15 protein-coding genes are annotated in these 17,225 nt (G+C 68.4%); 8 read left to right on the top strand and 7 right to left on the bottom strand.

Features of this window, described 5'->3' with window-relative positions; all coding sequences use genetic code 11:
• The first annotated feature begins 170 nt into the window (after window positions 1–170).
• From PQV94_RS09505 to PQV94_RS09475, 7 genes are all read left to right on the top strand, one after another.
• A complete protein-coding gene (locus tag PQV94_RS09505; protein ID WP_274285614.1) occupies window positions 171–4,601 on the top strand; it encodes a family 43 glycosylhydrolase in 4,431 nt (1,476 codons plus the stop codon).
• 152 nt (window positions 4,602–4,753) lie between these two features.
• The gene (locus PQV94_RS09500) at window positions 4,754–5,254 is read left to right on the top strand and encodes an ATPase, T2SS/T4P/T4SS family (protein WP_274285613.1); all 501 of its coding nucleotides are present in this window, start codon (window positions 4,754–4,756) and stop codon (window positions 5,252–5,254) included.
• Window positions 5,255–5,404: 150 nt separating this feature from the next.
• Window positions 5,405–6,379, top strand: a complete 975-nt coding sequence (gene trxB, locus PQV94_RS09495) for a thioredoxin-disulfide reductase (protein WP_098408603.1) — start codon at window positions 5,405–5,407, stop codon at window positions 6,377–6,379.
• A complete protein-coding gene (gene trxA, locus PQV94_RS09490) occupies window positions 6,376–6,702 on the top strand; it encodes a thioredoxin (RefSeq protein WP_274285612.1) in 327 nt (108 codons plus the stop codon). Before trxB ends, trxA begins: the two co-directional genes overlap by 4 nt.
• Window positions 6,699–7,787 (top strand): ACR3 family arsenite efflux transporter, encoded by a 1,089-nt coding sequence (arsB, locus tag PQV94_RS09485; protein ID WP_144882515.1) that lies wholly within the window; start codon window positions 6,699–6,701, stop codon window positions 7,785–7,787. Before trxA ends, arsB begins: the two co-directional genes overlap by 4 nt.
• Entirely contained in the window at window positions 7,784–8,788 is a 1,005-nt protein-coding gene (locus PQV94_RS09480; protein ID WP_144882516.1) for a metalloregulator ArsR/SmtB family transcription factor, read from the top strand. The genes arsB and PQV94_RS09480 overlap by 4 nt, the downstream gene beginning before the upstream one ends.
• A 15-nt stretch (window positions 8,789–8,803) precedes the next feature.
• The gene (locus tag PQV94_RS09475; RefSeq protein ID WP_098408599.1) at window positions 8,804–9,208 is read left to right on the top strand and encodes an arsenate reductase ArsC; all 405 of its coding nucleotides are present in this window, start codon (window positions 8,804–8,806) and stop codon (window positions 9,206–9,208) included.
• Between the two features lie 135 nt (window positions 9,209–9,343).
• Here the strand turns inward: PQV94_RS09475 and PQV94_RS09470 are convergent, their stop codons facing one another.
• Genes PQV94_RS09470 through PQV94_RS09455 form a run of 4 tightly spaced genes read right to left on the bottom strand, consistent with a single transcriptional unit; the run spans window position 9,344 to window position 13,301 of the window.
• Window positions 9,344–9,652, bottom strand: a complete 309-nt coding sequence (locus tag PQV94_RS09470; RefSeq protein WP_274285611.1) for a hypothetical protein — start codon at window positions 9,650–9,652, stop codon at window positions 9,344–9,346.
• Window positions 9,649–11,565, bottom strand: coding sequence for a heavy metal translocating P-type ATPase (locus PQV94_RS09465; protein WP_274285610.1), 1,917 nt, complete (start codon window positions 11,563–11,565; stop codon window positions 9,649–9,651). The genes PQV94_RS09470 and PQV94_RS09465 overlap by 4 nt, the downstream gene beginning before the upstream one ends.
• Window positions 11,562–11,921, bottom strand: a complete 360-nt coding sequence (cmtR, locus tag PQV94_RS09460) for a Cd(II)/Pb(II)-sensing metalloregulatory transcriptional regulator CmtR (RefSeq protein WP_144882518.1) — start codon at window positions 11,919–11,921, stop codon at window positions 11,562–11,564. Before cmtR ends, PQV94_RS09465 begins: the two co-directional genes overlap by 4 nt.
• A gap of 48 nt (window positions 11,922–11,969) precedes the next feature.
• Window positions 11,970–13,301 (bottom strand): NAD(P)-binding domain-containing protein, encoded by a 1,332-nt coding sequence (locus PQV94_RS09455; protein WP_274285609.1) that lies wholly within the window; start codon window positions 13,299–13,301, stop codon window positions 11,970–11,972.
• An 81-nt stretch (window positions 13,302–13,382) separates the two neighbouring features.
• On the opposite strand from PQV94_RS09455, the gene PQV94_RS09450 reads away from it, so the two are divergent.
• Complete coding sequence (locus PQV94_RS09450) at window positions 13,383–13,724, top strand: ArsR/SmtB family transcription factor (protein WP_098408594.1); 342 nt, start codon at window positions 13,383–13,385, stop codon at window positions 13,722–13,724.
• A 9-nt stretch (window positions 13,725–13,733) separates the two neighbouring features.
• Here PQV94_RS09450 and PQV94_RS09445 read toward each other — a convergent pair whose 3' ends face one another.
• From PQV94_RS09445 to PQV94_RS09435, 3 genes are read right to left on the bottom strand one after another with little or no spacing between them, the layout of a single operon-like run.
• Window positions 13,734–15,695 (bottom strand): hypothetical protein, encoded by a 1,962-nt coding sequence (locus PQV94_RS09445; RefSeq protein ID WP_274285608.1) that lies wholly within the window; start codon window positions 15,693–15,695, stop codon window positions 13,734–13,736.
• A 6-nt stretch (window positions 15,696–15,701) separates the two neighbouring features.
• Window positions 15,702–16,037, bottom strand: coding sequence for a helix-turn-helix domain-containing protein (locus PQV94_RS09440; RefSeq protein ID WP_098408593.1), 336 nt, complete (start codon window positions 16,035–16,037; stop codon window positions 15,702–15,704).
• Complete coding sequence (locus PQV94_RS09435; RefSeq protein WP_098409375.1) at window positions 16,034–17,083, bottom strand: tyrosine-type recombinase/integrase; 1,050 nt, start codon at window positions 17,081–17,083, stop codon at window positions 16,034–16,036. The genes PQV94_RS09440 and PQV94_RS09435 overlap by 4 nt, the downstream gene beginning before the upstream one ends.
• Window positions 17,084–17,225 lie beyond the last annotated feature (142 nt).

Here is a 17,225-nt window from a genome sequence, read left to right as displayed (position 1 = left end):
CTTGCTCGCGCATGAGCAATCCGGTTCGACAAACTCGGCACCCGCGGGCCCCATCGCGGGAGCGCTCCCGAAACTGAAGGCTGACAGGCAAGGTGAGTGAGCGCTAACATTCGGGGAGCCGACGCTGTCGTCGGTCACAGCAAAGACGCTCCCCGAAAGGACCGTAGCCCGTGCCCACGTTGCACCCGGCGGCCCCCGCGCGCCGCCGAACACCCCGGACGCTCGCCGTTCCCGTCCTCGCCGCCCTCGTCGCGGCTCCGCTCGTCAGCCCACTGATCGCCCATGCCGACACTCCGACCGGGCTCGTCGCGCACTACGAGCTCGACGAGACGAGCGGCACGGTCGCGGCAGACTCGTCCGGCAACGGCCGCGATGCCGCGTACATCGGCTCGCCTACGCTTACCGGCAGCGACGGAGTCCGGCTGGACGGCTCCGACGACTACGTGAAGCTGCCGAACGACCTGCTGCGCGGACTCTCTTCTGTCACCGTCAGCGCCGAGGTGCTCGTGCGTTCGGAGATGACCGGCAACCACTTCCTGTGGAACTTCGGCAACACCACGAACGGCATCGGCGACGGCTATCTGTTCGCCACATCCAGCCCGTACCGCGCGGCCATCGGAATCGGAAACTGGAGCACGGAGCAGGGCCCTCGCACCGAGAGCAACGTTCCCCGGGACGAGTGGAAGACGCTCACCTACACGCTCGACGACGCCTCCGACACGTCGCGCATCTACCTGGACGGTGTGCAGGTCGCCGTCAACACGCAGACCACGACGAAGCCGGGCGACATCGGACAGGGCACGACGACCGCCAACTACATCGGTCGATCCGCGTACAACGCGGATCGCCTGCTCGCCGGCAGCGTCCGTGACTTCCGCCTCTACGACCGCGCGCTGAGCGCCGAGGAGGTGGCCGACCTCGTGTACGTGCCGCCCGTTCTCGATGACGAGCAGGCCGTGGATGCGGCGCTCGCCGCGTTGAGCGTGCCGAACGCCGACGACGTGCGCGGCAACATCACGCTGCCGACGTCGTCGGAGGGCCTCGACGTGTCGTGGTCGTCCTCCGACGCCTCTGTCGTCGGCACCGACGGGGTCGTGAACCGCGGCGCGAGCGACGAGTCGGTGACCGTCACCGCCAGCGTCACCAAGGGAGAGGTCACTCGCACGCGCGACATCTCGCTCACGGTGCGCGCCGCCGTCGAGCTGGCGCCGTTCGAGGGGTACACGTTCGCGTACTTCACCGGAAACTCGGTGCAGGGCGAGAACATCTACTTCGCGGCCAGCAACGGCAACAACGCCCTGTCGTGGACCGAGCTGAACAACGGCAACTACGCGCTCACCTCGAACTACGGCGAGAAGGGCCTGCGCGACCCGTTCCTCATCCGCTCGCCCGAGGGCGACACGTTCTACCTGATCGCGACCGACCTCTCGATCGGCCGCGACGGCAACTGGGACCGCTCGCAGCGCACGGGCTCGAAGTACATCGAAGTGTGGGAATCGCATGACCTCATCACCTGGAGCGAGCAGCGCCATGTGAAGGTCTCGCCCGACACTGCCGGCAACACGTGGGCCCCCGAGGCGTACTACGACGAGTCGATCGGCGAGTACGTCGTGTTCTGGGCGTCCAAGCTCTACGCCGAAGACGACGTGAACCACACCGGCAACACCTACAACCGGATGCTGTACGCCACCACGCGCGACTTCGTCACTTTCAGCGACACCAAGATCTGGCAGGACGACGGTCTGTCGCGTATCGACTCGACCGTCATCAAGGCCGACGGCGTCTACCACCGCTTCACGAAGGATGAGGGCGCCGGCGGCACGGGCTGCAGCGACATCATCCAGGAGCGTTCGACCGATCTGCGCGCGCCGCTTTCGGGCTGGACGATGGAGGACTCGTGCATCGGCCGCGACGCGGGAACCGGTGCGGTCGAGGGCCCGTCGGTGTTCAAGGCGAACCCCGGCGACGTGAACGGTGAGAAGTACTACCTGTTCGTCGACGAGTACGGCGGACGCGGCTACATCCCGCTCGCGACCGACGACATCGCGAACCCGAACTGGCAGGTTCCCGCCGACTACCGTCTGCCCGCGAGCCCCCGCCACGGCACGGTCGTCCCGGTGACGGCGGCCGAGCTCACGGCGCTGCGCGCCAACTTGCCGCAGCCGATCTCGGCGAACGAGGACGGCGAGATCGTGCGCTACGACTTCACGGACGGCTCGGGCGCCACGCTGCACGACCGCTCGGGAGCCGGGCGCGACGCCGTCATCCAGGGCGGAGCCACGTTCTCGGACGGCGCCCTGACCTTCGACGGCTCGAACGACTATGTCGACCTGCCCGACGACCTGCTCACGGGGGTGACGGATGTGACGGTCGAGACCCGCGTGAAGCTGGATCCCGCTCAGCGCAACCCGTACTTCCTGTACGCCTTCGGCAACACCGGCGGCGACGGCAAGGGCAACGGTTACATGTTCTCCACCGGTAACGACACGTATCGTGCGGCGATCACGACGGGCAACTGGACGGGTGAGCGCAACGCCACATCCGCAGCAGCCCTGCCGCGCGGTGAATGGGCGCACCTCGTGTACACGCTGAGCGGCAACACCGCCCGGCTGTATCTCAACGGTGTGCAGGTGGCCGAGAACGACGACGTCACTGTCGACCCCGGTGACATCGGGGGTGGGCGCACGCTGGCGAACTACATCGGCAAGTCCGTCTACAACGAGGACAACCTCTTCCGTGGTCAGGTGAGCGACTTCGTGCTCTACAACCGGGCGCTCTCCGCCGGCGAGGTCGTCGAGCGCTCGGGCAACACCGAGGTGCTCGGCGGCGTGAGCCTCGCCGACCCGTCGGTGCTGAAGATGGCGCCGATCGTGGATGTGGCGAACCGCACCGTGACCTTCCCGGTCAACCGCGGGACGGACCTCACGAAGCTCCGCCCCGTCTACGCGACGGCGGAGGGTGTGACTCCCTCGCCCGCATCCGGAAAGGTGCGCAACCTCACCACGCCCGTGACCGTGACGCTGTCGCGGGAGGGCGCGGAGAACGTCGTGTGGACGCTGAAGGCAGTCGAGGTGAAGACCCCCGTGCTGCCGGGCCTGTACGCAGATCCGAACATCGCGGTGTTCGGCGACACGTACTACATCTACGCGACGAGCGACGGCGTTCCCGGATGGGGCGGCAACACGTTCTACGTGTGGAAGTCCAAGAACCTCGTGGACTGGACGCGCAGTGCCGAGCCCTTCCTGACGCTCGACGGCGCGAACGGCAACGTGCCGTGGGCGACCGGTAACGCCTGGGCGCCGACGATCATCGAGAAGGACGGCAAGTACTACTTCTACTTCAGTGGTCACGAGCCGAACGCCAACCGCAAGATGATCGGCGTCGCGGTCGCCGACAGCCCCGAGGGCCCCTTCACGGCCCAGGATCTGCCGATGATCCGCAACGACGAGAGCGTCACGAGCGGGCAGGCCATCGACCCGGCGGCGTTCCACGACCCGGTCTCGGGCAAGTACTACCTGTTCTGGGGCAACGGCAGCCCGCTGTACGGCGAGCTGTCGGATGACATGAACAGCATCGTGCCGGGCACGATCCAGCGGATCTCGGGTCTGCCGGAGTTCCGCGAGGGGCTGTTCATGAACTACCGCGACGGGCTGTACCACCTGACGTACTCGATCGATGACACGGGCTCGCCGAACTATCGCGTGGGCTACGCCACCTCGACGAGCGTCGACGGTCCGTGGACCTACCGCGGCATCCTGCTGCAGAAGGACACCACGCAGGGGATCCTCGGCCCGGCGCACAGCTCGATCATCAACGTTCCGGGCACGGACGAGTGGTACATCGCGTACCACCGCTTCGCGATCCCGGGCGGTGACGGCACGCACCGCGAGACGACGATCGACCGGATCCAGATCGGCTCCGACGGGCTGTTCCAGACGGTCGTGCCGACCCTCACCGGCGTGGAGCCGCGCACGGTGCCCGGCACCGGGCCCGACCCGGAGCCGAGCGAGTCGCCCTCGCCGGAGCCGAGTGGGTCCCCGTCGCCCGAGCCCAGTGGTTCACCGTCGCCCGAGCCCAGTGGTTCACCGTCGCCGGAGCCGAGTGAGTCCCCGTCGCCGGAGCCGAGCGGCTCGCCGTCGCCGCAGCCCAGCGGGTCGCCGTTGCCTCAGCCAAGCGGGTCTGCCTCGCCTCAGCCCACGCAGGAGCCGAGCGTTCCCGGCGTGTCGGTGTCGACGTCGACCGTCGAGCGCGGCGGCATCGTGAAGGTCACCGTGACGGGCCTGGCTCCCGGCGAGCAGGTCACGGCAGAGCTGCGCAGCGATCCCATCCGGATCGCGGGTATCCCGGCGGCCGACACGACCGGCACGGTGGTGTTCGACGTGCAGATCCCCGCTGATCTGCCCGCCGGCGTCCACACGATCGTGGTCTTCGGTGCCGACGGATCGGAGGTCGCCCGCCAGCTGATCACCGTGGTTCCGGCGGGGCAGCTCGCGGCCACGGGTGCGCAGGGACCCTTGGGTGTCGCGCTCCTGGGGTCGCTATTGATCGTGGTCGGCGGAATGGCGTGGTTCCTGCGCCGTCCGCATCGCCGGGCGGTCTGATCGCTCGCTGAACCATCCGGGGCCGGTGCGGTATGCCTTCCGGGGCATATCGTGCCGGCCCTCGCTGGTGAATCCGCCTGTCGGGGCGTTTCTGTGCGGTGGCTGTGGATAATTCCAGCGCGCGGGGACGCGTCCCGTTCAGGATGCTGCGCATGTCACCGTCGTCCGCTCTTCGCGATGCGCTGCCCGCCGAGGCCACGCTCGCCGAACGGGTACGAGCGCGGCTGCGTGCCGACGGGATCGATCCGACGCGGGACCCGGAGGCGGGGGAGCGGCTCGCCCGCGCCGAGGTGCGCCGGCACAACGACGCGGCGCTCGCGAGGGGCGCGGCGACCCTCGACGACGAGGACGCATCCGTGCGCGGGGTGCTCGCGACCGTCGCCGGATACGGGCCGCTCCAGCCGCTGCTCGATGATCCGGACATCGAGGAGGTCTGGATCAACGCACCCGACCGGATCTTCGTGGCACGTGAGGGGCGATCTGAGCGCACCGGCGTGGTGCTCACCGAATCCCAGGTGCGCGAACTCGTCGAGCGCATGCTGCACGCGACGGGACGACGTGTCGATCTGAGTCAGCCGTTCGTGGACGCGTCACTTCCCGATGGGAGCCGACTGCACGTCGTGATCGGCGGTACTGGTAGGTCCGATTGTTGAAGAGTGCACTTTTCGCGCCTTTTTCGTCGATGATGCGGAGGTTCACGCGCGAAGGGTGTTGGCGGCCATGCCTGAGCACGGTAGGTGAACATCCGGTGACAAAGCCATCGCGAACTCGCGGATTGATTCGATAGATGTCAATATAGAAGCATGTCGAATCAAGAAGTCGAACTGGTCATCGTCGGGTCCGGTCCCGCCGGATACACGGCGGCGGTCTACGCGGCGCGTGCGGGTCTCGCGCCGGTCGTGATCGCGGGCTCGGTGACCGCGGGCGGTGCGTTGATGACGACGACGGAGGTGGAGAACTTCCCGGGCTTCGTCGATGGCGTGCAGGGACCGGAGCTGATGGAGTCGATGCGGGCGCAGGCCGAGCGATTCGGCGCTCGGATCGTCTACGACGACGCGATCCGCCTCGAGCTCGACGGCGACGTGAAGACCATCGAGACCGGTGCCGGGGCGACGTACCGGGCGCGGGCGGTGGTCCTCACGATGGGTTCCGCGTACCGCAAGCTCGGCCTCTCCGAAGAAGAGCGGCTGTCGGGGCACGGAGTGTCCTGGTGCGCGACGTGCGACGGGTTCTTCTTCCGCGAGCAGGAGATCGTCGTGGTCGGCGGCGGGGACTCCGCGATGGAGGAGGCCCTGTTTCTCACCCGGTTCGCGTCGAAGGTGACCGTCGTGCACCGCCGGGACGAGTTCCGCGCGTCGAGGATCATGGCGCAGCGCGTGCTGGAGGACCCGAAGATCGAGGTCGCCTGGAACAGTGAGGTCGCTGCGATCCTCGGCGATGAGCAGGTCACCGGGCTCACGCTGCGCGACACCGTCACCGGGGCCGAGCGCACGCTCGACGCGACGGGGGTGTTCGTCGCGATCGGGCACGACCCGCGTTCCGAGCTCGTGACCGGGCAGGTCGACACCGACGCGGACGGGTATGTGCGGGTCGCGCACCCGTCGACGCGGACGAACCTGCCCGGGGTGTTCGCGGCCGGGGATCTCGTCGATCACACGTACCGGCAGGCGATCACCGCCGCGGGCACCGGCTGCGCGGCCGCGCAGGACGCCCAGCACTACCTGTCGAACCTCGAACCCACCACCGTTCCTGAGCTTGCTTTGGAGGTCTCCGCATGAGCATCGTCACTCCCGTCACCGACGCTACTTTCCGGGCTGAGGTGATCGAGTCCGAGCTACCCGTCGTGGTCGACGTCTGGGCGACCTGGTGCGGCCCGTGCAAGGCGATCGCCCCGATCCTGGACCAGCTCGCCAGCGACTACGCGGGCCGGGTGAAGATCGTGAAGGTCGACGCCGACCAGAACCCCGAGACCGTGACCGCGGCCGGCGTGACCTCGATCCCCACCCTCGGGTTCTACCGGAACGGAGAGCGGGTGGACGTGCTGATCGGCGCGCACCCGAAACCCGTCTACGTCGCGAAGATCGAAGAGCTGCTCGCATGACCGACACCCTGACCCGCACCGCCCCGAAACGGCTCTCCACCCTCGACAAGTGGCTTCCGCTGTGGATCGGCTTCGCGATGGTCGCGGGCCTCTTGCTCGGTCGTTTCGTGCCCGCACTTTCTGACGCGCTCTCTGCGATGGAGGTCGGCGGGATCTCGATCCCGATCGGGCTGGGCCTGCTGGTGATGATGTACCCGGTGCTCGCGAAGGTCCGCTACGACAAGGTCGCCGCCGTCACGGGCGACAAGAAGCTTCTTGTCTCCTCGCTCGTGCTGAACTGGCTCGTGGGGCCCGCGGTGATGTTCGCGCTCGCGTGGATCTTCCTGCCCGACCTGCCGGAGTACCGGACCGGGCTGATCATCGTGGGTCTCGCGCGCTGCATCGCGATGGTCGTGATCTGGAACGATCTCGCGTGCGGTGACCGGGAGGCGACCGCGGTGCTGGTCGCGATCAACTCGGTATTCCAGGTCGTGATGTTCTCGGTGCTGGGCTGGTTCTACCTGACCGTGCTGCCGGGCTGGCTGGGGCTGGATGCGCAGGGGCTGGAGATCTCGGTCTGGCAGATCGCCTTGAACGTGCTCGTGTTCCTCGGCATCCCGCTCGTCGCGGGCTTCGCGTCCCGGTTCATCGGCGAGAAGCGCAAGGGGCGCGACTGGTACGAGGAGAAGTTCCTCCCGAGGATCGGGCCGTGGGCGCTCTATGGGCTGCTGTTCACGATCGTGCTGCTGTTCGCCCTGCAGGGCGAACAGGTCACCTCCCACCCGATGGACGTCGCCAGGATCGCGCTGCCGCTGCTGGTCTACTTCGCACTGATGTGGTTCGCCGGCATCCTGCTGGGCAAGGCACTCGGTCTGGGCTACGCGCGCTCCACGACGCTCGCGTTCACCGCCGCGGGCAACAACTTCGAGCTCGCCATCGCGGTCGCGATCGGCACCTTCGGCGCGGCATCCGGCCAGGCCTTGGCCGGGGTCGTCGGCCCGCTCATCGAAGTGCCCGTGCTCGTGGGCCTGGTCTACGTCTCACTCTGGGCCGCGAAGGCCTGGTTCCACACCGATCCCTACGCCACCGAATCGAGGACGTCATGACCGACACGACCGTCATCTCTGACGCCGACGCGTGCGCACCGTCCACGGCGCACGCGATCGGCACCGAGGCCGCCACGACCGTGGCCGGGGCACTGAAAGCGCTCGCTGACCCGCTGCGGCTGCGGATGCTCTCCGCGATCGCGACCGACCCGCGCGGCGAGTCCTGCGTGTGCGACCTCGCGGACCTCGCCGAGGTGTCGCAGCCGACCGTTTCGCACCACTTGAAGGTGTTGAAGGAGACCGGGATGCTGCTGTCCGAGCGCCGCGGCACCTGGGTCTACTACCGCATCGCCCCGGGCAAACAGCGCGCCGTCGCAGCCCTCCTCGACGCGTTCGCTCCCGCCGCGGCCGTCACCGACGACCCCGAAGACACCGCGGCACGGACCGCGGCCCTGCAGCAGATGGACGCCCGAGTCACCAGGCTCGCGGAGGAGCTCGCGGACGAGCTGGCCGGGCTGAACCGGGACCTCGTGATCGCGATCGTGCGCGAGTCCTACGCCGGCCTGGTGCGTTCGGCGAAGCTGACGGCGCACATGATCCCGCTGACCGAGCGGTTCGCCCGGCAGCGCCTCGCCGACCTGACGCGGGACCGCTCGGCCGGGGTGCCGCAGGTGTTGTTCGTCTGCGTGCAGAACGCGGGCCGCTCCCAGCTCGCCGCCGCGATCGTCAACCAGCTCGCCGACGGCCGCGTCGTCGCACGCTCCGCAGGATCCGCCCCGGCGTCGGACGTGCACCCGCACGTGCGCTCGCTGCTCACCGAGATCGAGGGCGCGCAGGAGGCCGAGACGGCGTTCCCGAAGCCGCTCACCGACGACGCGGTGCGCGCCGCAGACGTGGTGGTCACGATGGGCTGCGGCGACGTCTGCCCGATCATCCCCGGCGTCCGCTATGAGGACTGGGCCGTGGGCGATCCTGCGCTGGCCTCGCCCGAGGGCGTCGAAGCGATCCGCCAGGACATCGAGGGCCGCGTCCGCGGCCTCCTCGCCACCCTCACCGACTGAAAGAAGCGAACAACCATGACCGACCAGAAGCCTTCCGTCCTCTTCGTCTGCGTCCACAACGCCGGCCGTTCCCAGATGGCCGCCGGCTATCTCCGCGAGTTGGCGGGCGACCGCGTCGAGGTCCGCTCCGCCGGGTCCATGCCCGCCGACCAGATCAACCCGGTCGCCGTCGAGGCGATGCGCGAGGAGGGGATCGACATCACCGCCGAACAGCCCAAGGTGCTCACCACCGAGGCCGTGCAGGCCTCCGACGTGGTGATCACGATGGGTTGCGGCGACGCTTGCCCGTTCTTCCCGGGCAAGCGGTACGAGGACTGGAAGCTCGACGACCCGGCGGGGCAGGGCATCGATGCGGTGCGCCCGATTCGCGACGACATCAAGGCCCGCGTCGAGACCCTCCTCGCCGAACTGCTCGTCTGAGGAGCTGCGAGCAGCGGAGGGGCAGAGGCCAATGGCCCTACCCCTCCGGTGTGTTTCCGGGTCCGCGAACTTTACGGCGAACACCGTTGTGCCGTGAGGTGTGACCCAGTGATCGCGTCACCGGTCGTTCTCGCTCTACCGGGATGCGCCTCGCATCGCTGCTTCGATCTGCTCCTGCGTGGGCGCTCCGGCGTACCCGCTTTCCGTCGCGTAGACCCGGCACGCCAGCGCGCGAACCGGGGCCGTCGGGAACAGGTCGACGTCGTCGAGGAGGATCGTGGGCGAGCCTCCGAACTGGGTGCTCGCCGCCTCGGCCTCGGTTCGGATCGTCACCAGCTCGACAGGAACGGCCCCGAGCCCGAGAGCATCCAGCGCCGCGCGTGCGTTGGCTTCGGCGATTGCCGTGTTCGGGCAGTCGACGATGTGCAGCAGTTCGACCTTCATGCGGTCGGCTCCTTCCGAGTCCGGGCGGCGCGCAGTCCGTTGAGGATGACGACGACCTCGGCGATCTCGTGCACCAGGACCACGGCGGCGAGGCCCAGGACGCCGAACAGGGCCAGCGGGAGCAGCACGGTGATGATCAGCAGCGACAGGATGATGTTCTGGTTGATGATGTGCCGCCCCCGACGGGCGTGGTCGAACGCGCGCGGGAGAAGCCGCAGGTCGTGACCGGTGAAGGCCACGTCGGCCGACTCGATCGCGGCGTCGGAGCCCGTCGCGCCCATCGCGATACCGATGTCCGCGGCGGCCAGCGCAGGGGCGTCGTTGATGCCGTCGCCGATCATCGCGACCGGCCCCTTCGCACCGAACTCTGCGATCGCGGCGGCCTTGTCTTCGGGGCGCAGCTCGGCGCGGACGTCATCGATCCCTGCTTGCGCAGCGAGGGCGCGGGCGGTGCGGGCGTTGTCGCCGGTGAGCATGGTCACCCCGATGCCCTGGGTCGCGAGGGTGCGCACGACCTCGGGGACCTCCGGTCGCAGCTCGTCGCGGACGCCGATCGCGGCGACCGGGACGCCGTCGCGGTGGACGATCACGACCGTCATGCCTTGCTCCTCCAGCCCCGCGACCCGGTCGCCGAGCGTCCCGGCGTGCAGCCAGCGGGGACTGCCGACCGTGATCCGCGCGCCGTCGAGCTCGCCCTCGATGCCGTGACCGGCCTGCTCGGTCACGCCCTCCGCCGCAGGGGCATCCGGCACAGCGGCGGTGATCGCGGCCGCGAGCGGGTGGGTGCTGTGCTGCTCCAACGCGGCCGCCCACGCCAGCGCCTCCGCCTCGCTCACACCGTCTACGGTGAGGACGGCGGCGACGGCGGGCTCGTTGCGGGTGAGGGTGCCGGTCTTGTCGACGGCGACGTGACGGATCACGCCGAACCGCTCGAACGCGGCACCCGACTTGATGATCACGCCGAACTTGCTCGCCGAGCCGATCGCGGCCACCACAGTCAGCGGGACCGAGATCGCCAACGCGCACGGCGACGCCGCCACCAGCACCACGAGAGCGCGGGCGATCCACAGCTCCGGGTCGCCGAACAGCGACCCGATGATCGCGACCAGGGCGGCGAGGATCAGCACGCCCGGGACGAGGGGGCGGGCGATGCGGTCGGCGAGACGGGCGCGGTCGCCCTTCTCGGCCTGAGCCTTCTCCACCAGGTCGACGATCGTGGTCAGCGAGTTGTCGGTGCCGGCCGCGGTCGTCTCGACCTCCAGCGCCCCAGCGGTGTTGATCGCACCGGCTGAGACCGTGTCGCCGGGCTCGACCTCGACCGGGATCGACTCCCCGGTGATCGCGGAGGTGTCCAGGCTGGAGCGCCCCGTGCGGACGATGCCGTCGGTCGCGATCCGCTCGCCCGGCCGCACCAGCATCAGCTGCCCCACTTGGAGATCCTTCGCCGGGACCTCAACCGAGGTACCGTCGCGGCGGACGGTCGCGGTCTCCGGGACGAGCTTGAGCAGCGCCCGGAGCCCGCCGCGGGCGCGGTCCATGGCTTTGTCTTCCAGTGCCTCGGCGATCGAGTACAGGAACGCCAGCGCTGCGGCCTCCTCGACATAGCCGAGGATCACCGCACCGACCGCGCTGATCGTCATCAGCAGCCCGATGCCGAGCTTACCCTTGAACAGCTTCCGAATCGCGCCCGGGGTGAACGTCGATGCACCCAGCAGCAGGCCGATCCAGAACAACACCAAGGCCGGGATCTCCATCCCAGACCACTCCAGGACCAGGCCAGTGAGGAAGGCGATGCCGGAGAAGACCGGGACCATGATCCCGCGGTCCCGCCACCAGGGGTGTTCCGCCTCCTCAGCCTCTTCGCTGATGGTGGTCTCGAGCTCGTCGTGCTCGCAGCCGCACGCCGCGCTCACTCGCTCGCTCCCATCCCGCAGCAGCCCGGCACCGTGCACGCCGCGTCCATGCAGGGCGCGTGCTCGTCTACCGCGAGAGTCACGTCCACCAACGCGGTCAGCGCCGCCGCCAGGTGCGGGTCCGCGATCTCGTAGCGCGTCTGCCTCCCCTCGGGCTCAGCGACCACGATCCCGCAGTCGCGCAAGCAGGTCAGGTGGTTCGAGACGTTCGAGCGGGTCAGTTTCAGCTCGCGCGAGAGCACGGCGGGATAGCTCGGGCCGGCGAGCAGGGTCATCAGGATCCGGGAACGCGTCGGGTCCGCCATCGCCCGGCCGAGCCGGTTCATGACGTCAAGACGCGAAGCAATAGTCAGCACACACTGACTATACAGCCAGCACTGACATGAACCGAATGGGTAGTGAACCTACGAGGCCGAACCCACGCCGAGCTGGATGAGCTGCGGGGCCGGCGCGCAACACGATCCCGTGCTGGCAGACTCGTCCGGCGCGTCGAAGAGGCCGGAGCCTCCGCACACGCCGGTGTCCGGCAGAGCGAGCTCCACGCGCTCGGCGGCCTCGTGGTCCCCGGCGATCGCGGCGACGACGCTGCGCACCTGCTCGAACCCGGTCAGAGCGAGGAACGTCGGCGCACGCCCGTAGGACTTCGCACCGACGATGTAGAAGCCCGACTCGGGCTGGGCGAGATCAGCAGCGCCCGTGGCCCGCACGGAGCCGCACGAGTGCACGTTCGGATCAACCTCCGCAGCGATCTTCGACGGGGCCTGCAGGCGCATGTCGAGGTCGAGACGGATCTCCGAGAGGAAGGACAAGTCTGGGCGGAAGCCGGTCGCGACGAACACCCGAGCGGCAGGGTCGAGCCGGCGGCCGTCCTCCGCGATGAGCACCGCCTGACCGCCATCGATGACGACCTGCTCCGTGCGGAATCCAGTGACGAGATCGACGAGCCCGTCCTCGACGGCCTTCTTCGCCCGCTGTCCCAGCGCGCCGCGCTCGGGCAGCTCGTCGGCGCTGCCGCCGCCGAAGGTGTTGCCGACCGCGCCGCGCCGGAGCACCCAGGTGATCCGCGTCCCCGGCTCGCGCTTGGCCACGCGAGAGAGCGTACCGATCGTCGTCGCGGCGGAGTGGCCGTTGCCGACCACCACGATGTGCTGGCCAGCCAGCGCGGTCGCGTCCTCGATCGCGGGCATGCGATGCTCCAGGAGCTCCGCATCGACTGCAGCGCGTTCCCCGAGCGCGGGCAGCCCGTCAGCTCCGGCAGGGCTCGGAGTGCGCCAGGTGCCCGAAGCGTCGATCACCGCACGCGCTTCGATCCGCTCCTCGGTGCCGTCCGCGCGCTCGACGTGGACGACGAAGGGCTGCTCGGCGCGGCCGGCGTCGACGGAGAGGTCGCGGCCCTCCCGGCCGACGCCGACGACCCGCGTCCCGTAGCGCACGCGGTCGCCGAGCACATTGCTGAGGGGCGCGAGGTACCGCTCGATCCACTGCGCGCCGGTCGGGTAGCCCTGCGTCGGGGCCGACCATCCAGTCGGCTCCAGCAGACGTCGCGACGCGGGGTCGGTGAGCTCCGTCCACGGCGAGAACAAGCGCACGTGGCCCCATTCGGTCACAGCCGAAGCGGCGGCGTCGCCGGACTCCAGGACGAGCGGTTCGAGCCCCCGCTCGATCAGATGGGCTGCGGCGGCCAGTCCCTGCGGACCAGCACCGATGACGACGACAGGGTTCACTGCGACCTCCATGCATTGACGTTCTTCGATGTGAGACAAGACGATCCTGACGCTCATATCGACAGATGTCAATACGTCGGGCAGAATAGAGCCATGAACGCACTGCCCGTCACCATCGACACCAGCGCCGACTCCTGCTGCACCCCCGGCCAGGCGATGGACGACGGCACCGCCCACGACCTCGCGAAGGTCTTCAAGGCCCTCGGCGACCCGACGCGGGTGAAGCTGCTCTCGATGATCGTCGGGAGCAGCGCCGGCGAGATGTGCGTCTGCGACCTCACCGACCCCGTGGGCCTGTCGCAGCCGACGATCTCCCACCACATGAAGCTGCTCGTCGAGGCCGGCCTCGTCACGCGCGAGCAGCGCGGGAAATGGGCGTACTACCAGCCGACCACCGGCACGCTCGCCGACGCGGCGAAGGCGCTGCTGGGCTGAGCTTCGTTGTCAGTCGGACACCGAGCGGATCTTTGGGTAGTCGGACCAGTCCCCACTGGCGAGGCGCGACCACGCGGCGGCCGACGCCGGCGTTATGCCGAGCAAGTCGGACACGATCCGCGGGTGCATCTGCCGGGTGAGTTCGATGAGGGCGGTCGTCCGGGCGCTTCCGGAGCGGAGCCCTTCGGCGCGGAGGCGGCGACTGATCGGCCCCGGGGTGAGATGGAGCCCCGGGTTTCTGCCGGGGAATAGCCATCCTTCGGGATGGCGCATCGACGCGTCGACCAGGTCGATGATCGCGTCTCCGAGAATCTTGGGGAGCTCGATAGGTTCCGCCCCGATAGTGAGCTTCACGGGCTGGGAGGTCGCGTCGACCTGATCGCGGGTGAGGGTGATGATGCGGGTGAGCTGGATGCCGTAGAGGAGAACGAGCAGGCCCGCAGCACGGGTCTTCGAGTCCATGTCCGAATCGGTGAGGAATCGACGGGCCATCTGCCATCGATGGTCGGACTCGTAGTGCCGGCCCTCGAGGCGACTCGGCCGGAACTCGACGCGTAGGGTGCTCAACTGGTGGCGTCGCAACCAGCGGGTGAATGGTGCCAACGCGTCCCGCTGACTCGGGGAGTCCGTGAGGAACGCGTCGAGGCGGCGTTGGGGGAAGGTGGCGAGCGTCTCGCGCTGCGATCGGATTTCGTGCAGGAGCGCGGCACAGTACTTGAGCGCTGCGCGTTGCCGTTGGAAGCCAGCCGCAGGGCTCGACGGGCCGCGAGACACCGCCCGGAATGCGCGCGTCGAACGGAGCAACTCCCAGGTGCAGTACCGGCGCAGGACAAGCCGGTCTTCGGCGTGCCCAACCTCCGATAGCCAGTTCTCGAGCCAGTGGTCGAAGCGCGCGGCCTCGACGTCAAGCTCCGGTAGTACGCCGGAGCGAACCAGCAGCGAAAGGAGGAATGCCACGGACTGCCCCGACTGGGCTCTGGTCATGATCGCGTCGGCGGCGAGAGGCAGGGTTCCCTCGGCGAGTTCGCGGAGCACGGCGGCACATTTGCTCTTGTGCTGCCACCGCTCCAGAGAATTCGCCTTGCCATGGTGCGTGAGCAGGTAGTCAGCAAGAGGCTGAAGCTCCGGGCGGATATCACCGGTCTCATCGCAGAGGAGTCGCTGGATGGTGATCGGGCGGCGGCACTCGGCGCAGAGGCGATGCTTGCGCACTTCTTCGATTGAACCGCAGCCGGGACACGCCATCGTGATCGGCGTGCCGGCGCAATCCGCGCAGACCTTCTGGTCGTTCATGAACCCGGTGAGGAACACCTTGCGCCCGCATTCAGGGCAGGGTTGCGGCGTGCGCATCGCGTAGTAGCAGCGGGCGCAGACGCGTCGCCCGTCGAGATGGGATGCGACCCGGCCGGGCTCTCCGCAGAGCCCGCAGGTCTTGACTGGCGCGGTGTAACAGGCCAGGCAGACGAGCTCGGGGCGACGGACGACGATGGTCGCGTGCTGACCGCACCGGGAGCAATGGTCGAAGGAACGGGGATCAGCACGCCAGCATTCACGGCAGTACCGCTTCCCGTCGATGGTGCGCTGCACTGGCCTCACCTGGCCGCAGGTCGCGCATGCGACGGATCTGGCGTTCCGTTCGCAGCGGGAGCAGCGACGTCCGCCGCTCGGCGTCTTGTGCGGCATGCGGACAGCACGGCCGCACGACTCGCACGTCGGCAGGACAACCCGACTCGCGCCCTCGGCGACGAGCGCGTGCGCAAGGTCCTGAACCGTCACAGGCACATTCGCGTGACGTCCTTCGAGAACTCCGGGTTGCTTGAGGAGAGCGAGCTCGAGCAGGCGTTGCGTGAGCGGCACCGGAGCGACCGTGCTCACGATCTCAACGAGACGTTCCGTCGGGATCTCGATCGCGACCCACTGGATGAGCATCACGACCTCTGCGACACGCGGCTCCTGCGGCGGCTTGGCCACGACGGTCTACTTGGTGCGTGGACGGCGGATGGTGGCGCGAACGGGCCTGAGATCGCCGATCGACCCGCGAGTCGCTTCTTCGCCCACGGCGATCGGGGCCGCGGCCTCGCGGCGGGTGATCGTCACAAGATCGTCGAGGGAGCACTCCAGCGCGTCGCAGAGTGCGGCGAGGACGTCGAGACGCACCCGTTGCGGCGGTTGCGTCACCAGCCGATAGACCTGCTCTCGGGAGAGGCCGATGCCGCGCTCCTCAAGCAGAGGTCTCAGCTTGGAGGTCTGGAAGATGCCGCGTGACGCCATCACGCTGCGCAGGTTCCATCCGGTCTCAAGTTCAACGGTCATTCCGCTTCTCCTTCGATGAGGGCCTTCAATGCCTCTGCAAGCACCCGGTTCTTGTAGTCCGAACTGACGGAGGCGTAGATCGACGTCGTCGACGCGTGCATGTGCCCGACCTGCTCCTGCACGAATCGCTCGGCGTAGCCGAACTCGAGCAGGTGCGTGACGTAGGAATGCCGGAGGCTGTGCAGCGTCAGATCCTTCGACAGGCCGGCCTCGTCCCGCAGTTCCGCGAACCTCCGGTCGAGATAGCCGGCGGACAGGCGGGTGCGTCGCTCGGTCACCCAGAGCGCGTCGAGGTCGTCACCGGGCGCAAACCGTTCCCGGGCCTGTTCGAGCCACTGCTGCATGCCCGGCACCCACCAGTCGAACTCCGGCACCAGCAGCACTGTGCGACGACGAGGAGCGCCGCCGCCAGCCGCCTTCGCCCACCGCACGTGGATCGCACCGTAGCGTCCCCATTGGCGCATCTTGGCGTTGTGGTGCAGGTCGACGGTGTCGAGCATCACCACCTCGGTGCGGCGCAGCCCGAACGCGTAGACCGTCTTCAGCAGCTGCGCGTCCCGCAGCGCCCCGAGCGCGCCTTTTCGTCCCGAGCTCACGAGCAACTCAACCCGGGCGTCAGCGGTGTCGAACAGGCGCTCCACCTCGTCGTAGGTGAACGGCCGGCGCTTTCCGTCGCCCTCGAACTCAAACCGATGCGCGACCGTGTTCCATGGCAAGCACACCTGCGACGGGATCTCGCCGAACTCCCGTTCGCAGATCTCCATCCAGTCGTACAACGGATTCGTCAGGTAGTCGCAGAACCCGCGGATTGCGCCATGGTGGTGACGCAGAGTGGACAGCGCCAGCCTGCGATCGGTGGCTTCCCTTGTGAACTCGTCAACGTCAGCGACCGTCCACTTCCACGGCGGCTTGTCCGCGAACTCCCGGAAGCGGGCCACCGTCGCCACGCGGTTCTGGATGGTCTGCTCACGGAGCCCTCGCGACAGCTGCTGATTCCGCCAGCCGTCCATCATCGCGTCGAAGACCTGCTGCTCCGGGTTCGCCAAAGCGACGTTCGACGCCGAGGTGAGCAGTCGAAGTGCGGCTGGAGAGCTCCCAAAATCTTGCATTAGATGCAACAAAGTATGGGATAGTGCATCACCGAGTCAAGTCGGATCTTGGGAGGCGCGTGATCTCGCTGTTAGGGTC

This window comes from Microbacterium sp. Clip185, assembly GCF_028743715.1.
Lineage (GTDB): Bacteria > Actinomycetota > Actinomycetes > Actinomycetales > Microbacteriaceae > Microbacterium.
The sequence above is the reverse complement of the archived record's forward strand: the minus strand, read 5'-3'. Positions and strand labels throughout refer to the sequence as shown.

What these genes read in the sequence shown, in the direction of transcription:
- PQV94_RS09500 (WP_274285613.1), top strand. Translation starts at nt 4,754, where the DNA reads ATGTCACCGTCGTCCGCTCTTCGCGATGCGCTGCCCGCCGAGGCCACG.
- trxB (WP_098408603.1), top strand. Translation starts at nt 5,405, where the DNA reads ATGTCGAATCAAGAAGTCGAACTGGTCATCGTCGGGTCCGGTCCCGCC.
- trxA (WP_274285612.1), top strand. Translation starts at nt 6,376, where the DNA reads ATGAGCATCGTCACTCCCGTCACCGACGCTACTTTCCGGGCTGAGGTG.
- arsB (WP_144882515.1), top strand. Translation starts at nt 6,699, where the DNA reads ATGACCGACACCCTGACCCGCACCGCCCCGAAACGGCTCTCCACCCTC.
- PQV94_RS09480 (WP_144882516.1), top strand. Translation starts at nt 7,784, where the DNA reads ATGACCGACACGACCGTCATCTCTGACGCCGACGCGTGCGCACCGTCC.
- PQV94_RS09475 (WP_098408599.1), top strand. Translation starts at nt 8,804, where the DNA reads ATGACCGACCAGAAGCCTTCCGTCCTCTTCGTCTGCGTCCACAACGCC.
- PQV94_RS09470 (WP_274285611.1), bottom strand. Translation starts at nt 9,652, where the DNA reads ATGAAGGTCGAACTGCTGCACATCGTCGACTGCCCGAACACGGCAATC.
- PQV94_RS09455 (WP_274285609.1), bottom strand. Translation starts at nt 13,301, where the DNA reads ATGGAGGTCGCAGTGAACCCTGTCGTCGTCATCGGTGCTGGTCCGCAG.
- PQV94_RS09450 (WP_098408594.1), top strand. Translation starts at nt 13,383, where the DNA reads ATGAACGCACTGCCCGTCACCATCGACACCAGCGCCGACTCCTGCTGC.
- PQV94_RS09440 (WP_098408593.1), bottom strand. Translation starts at nt 16,037, where the DNA reads ATGACCGTTGAACTTGAGACCGGATGGAACCTGCGCAGCGTGATGGCG.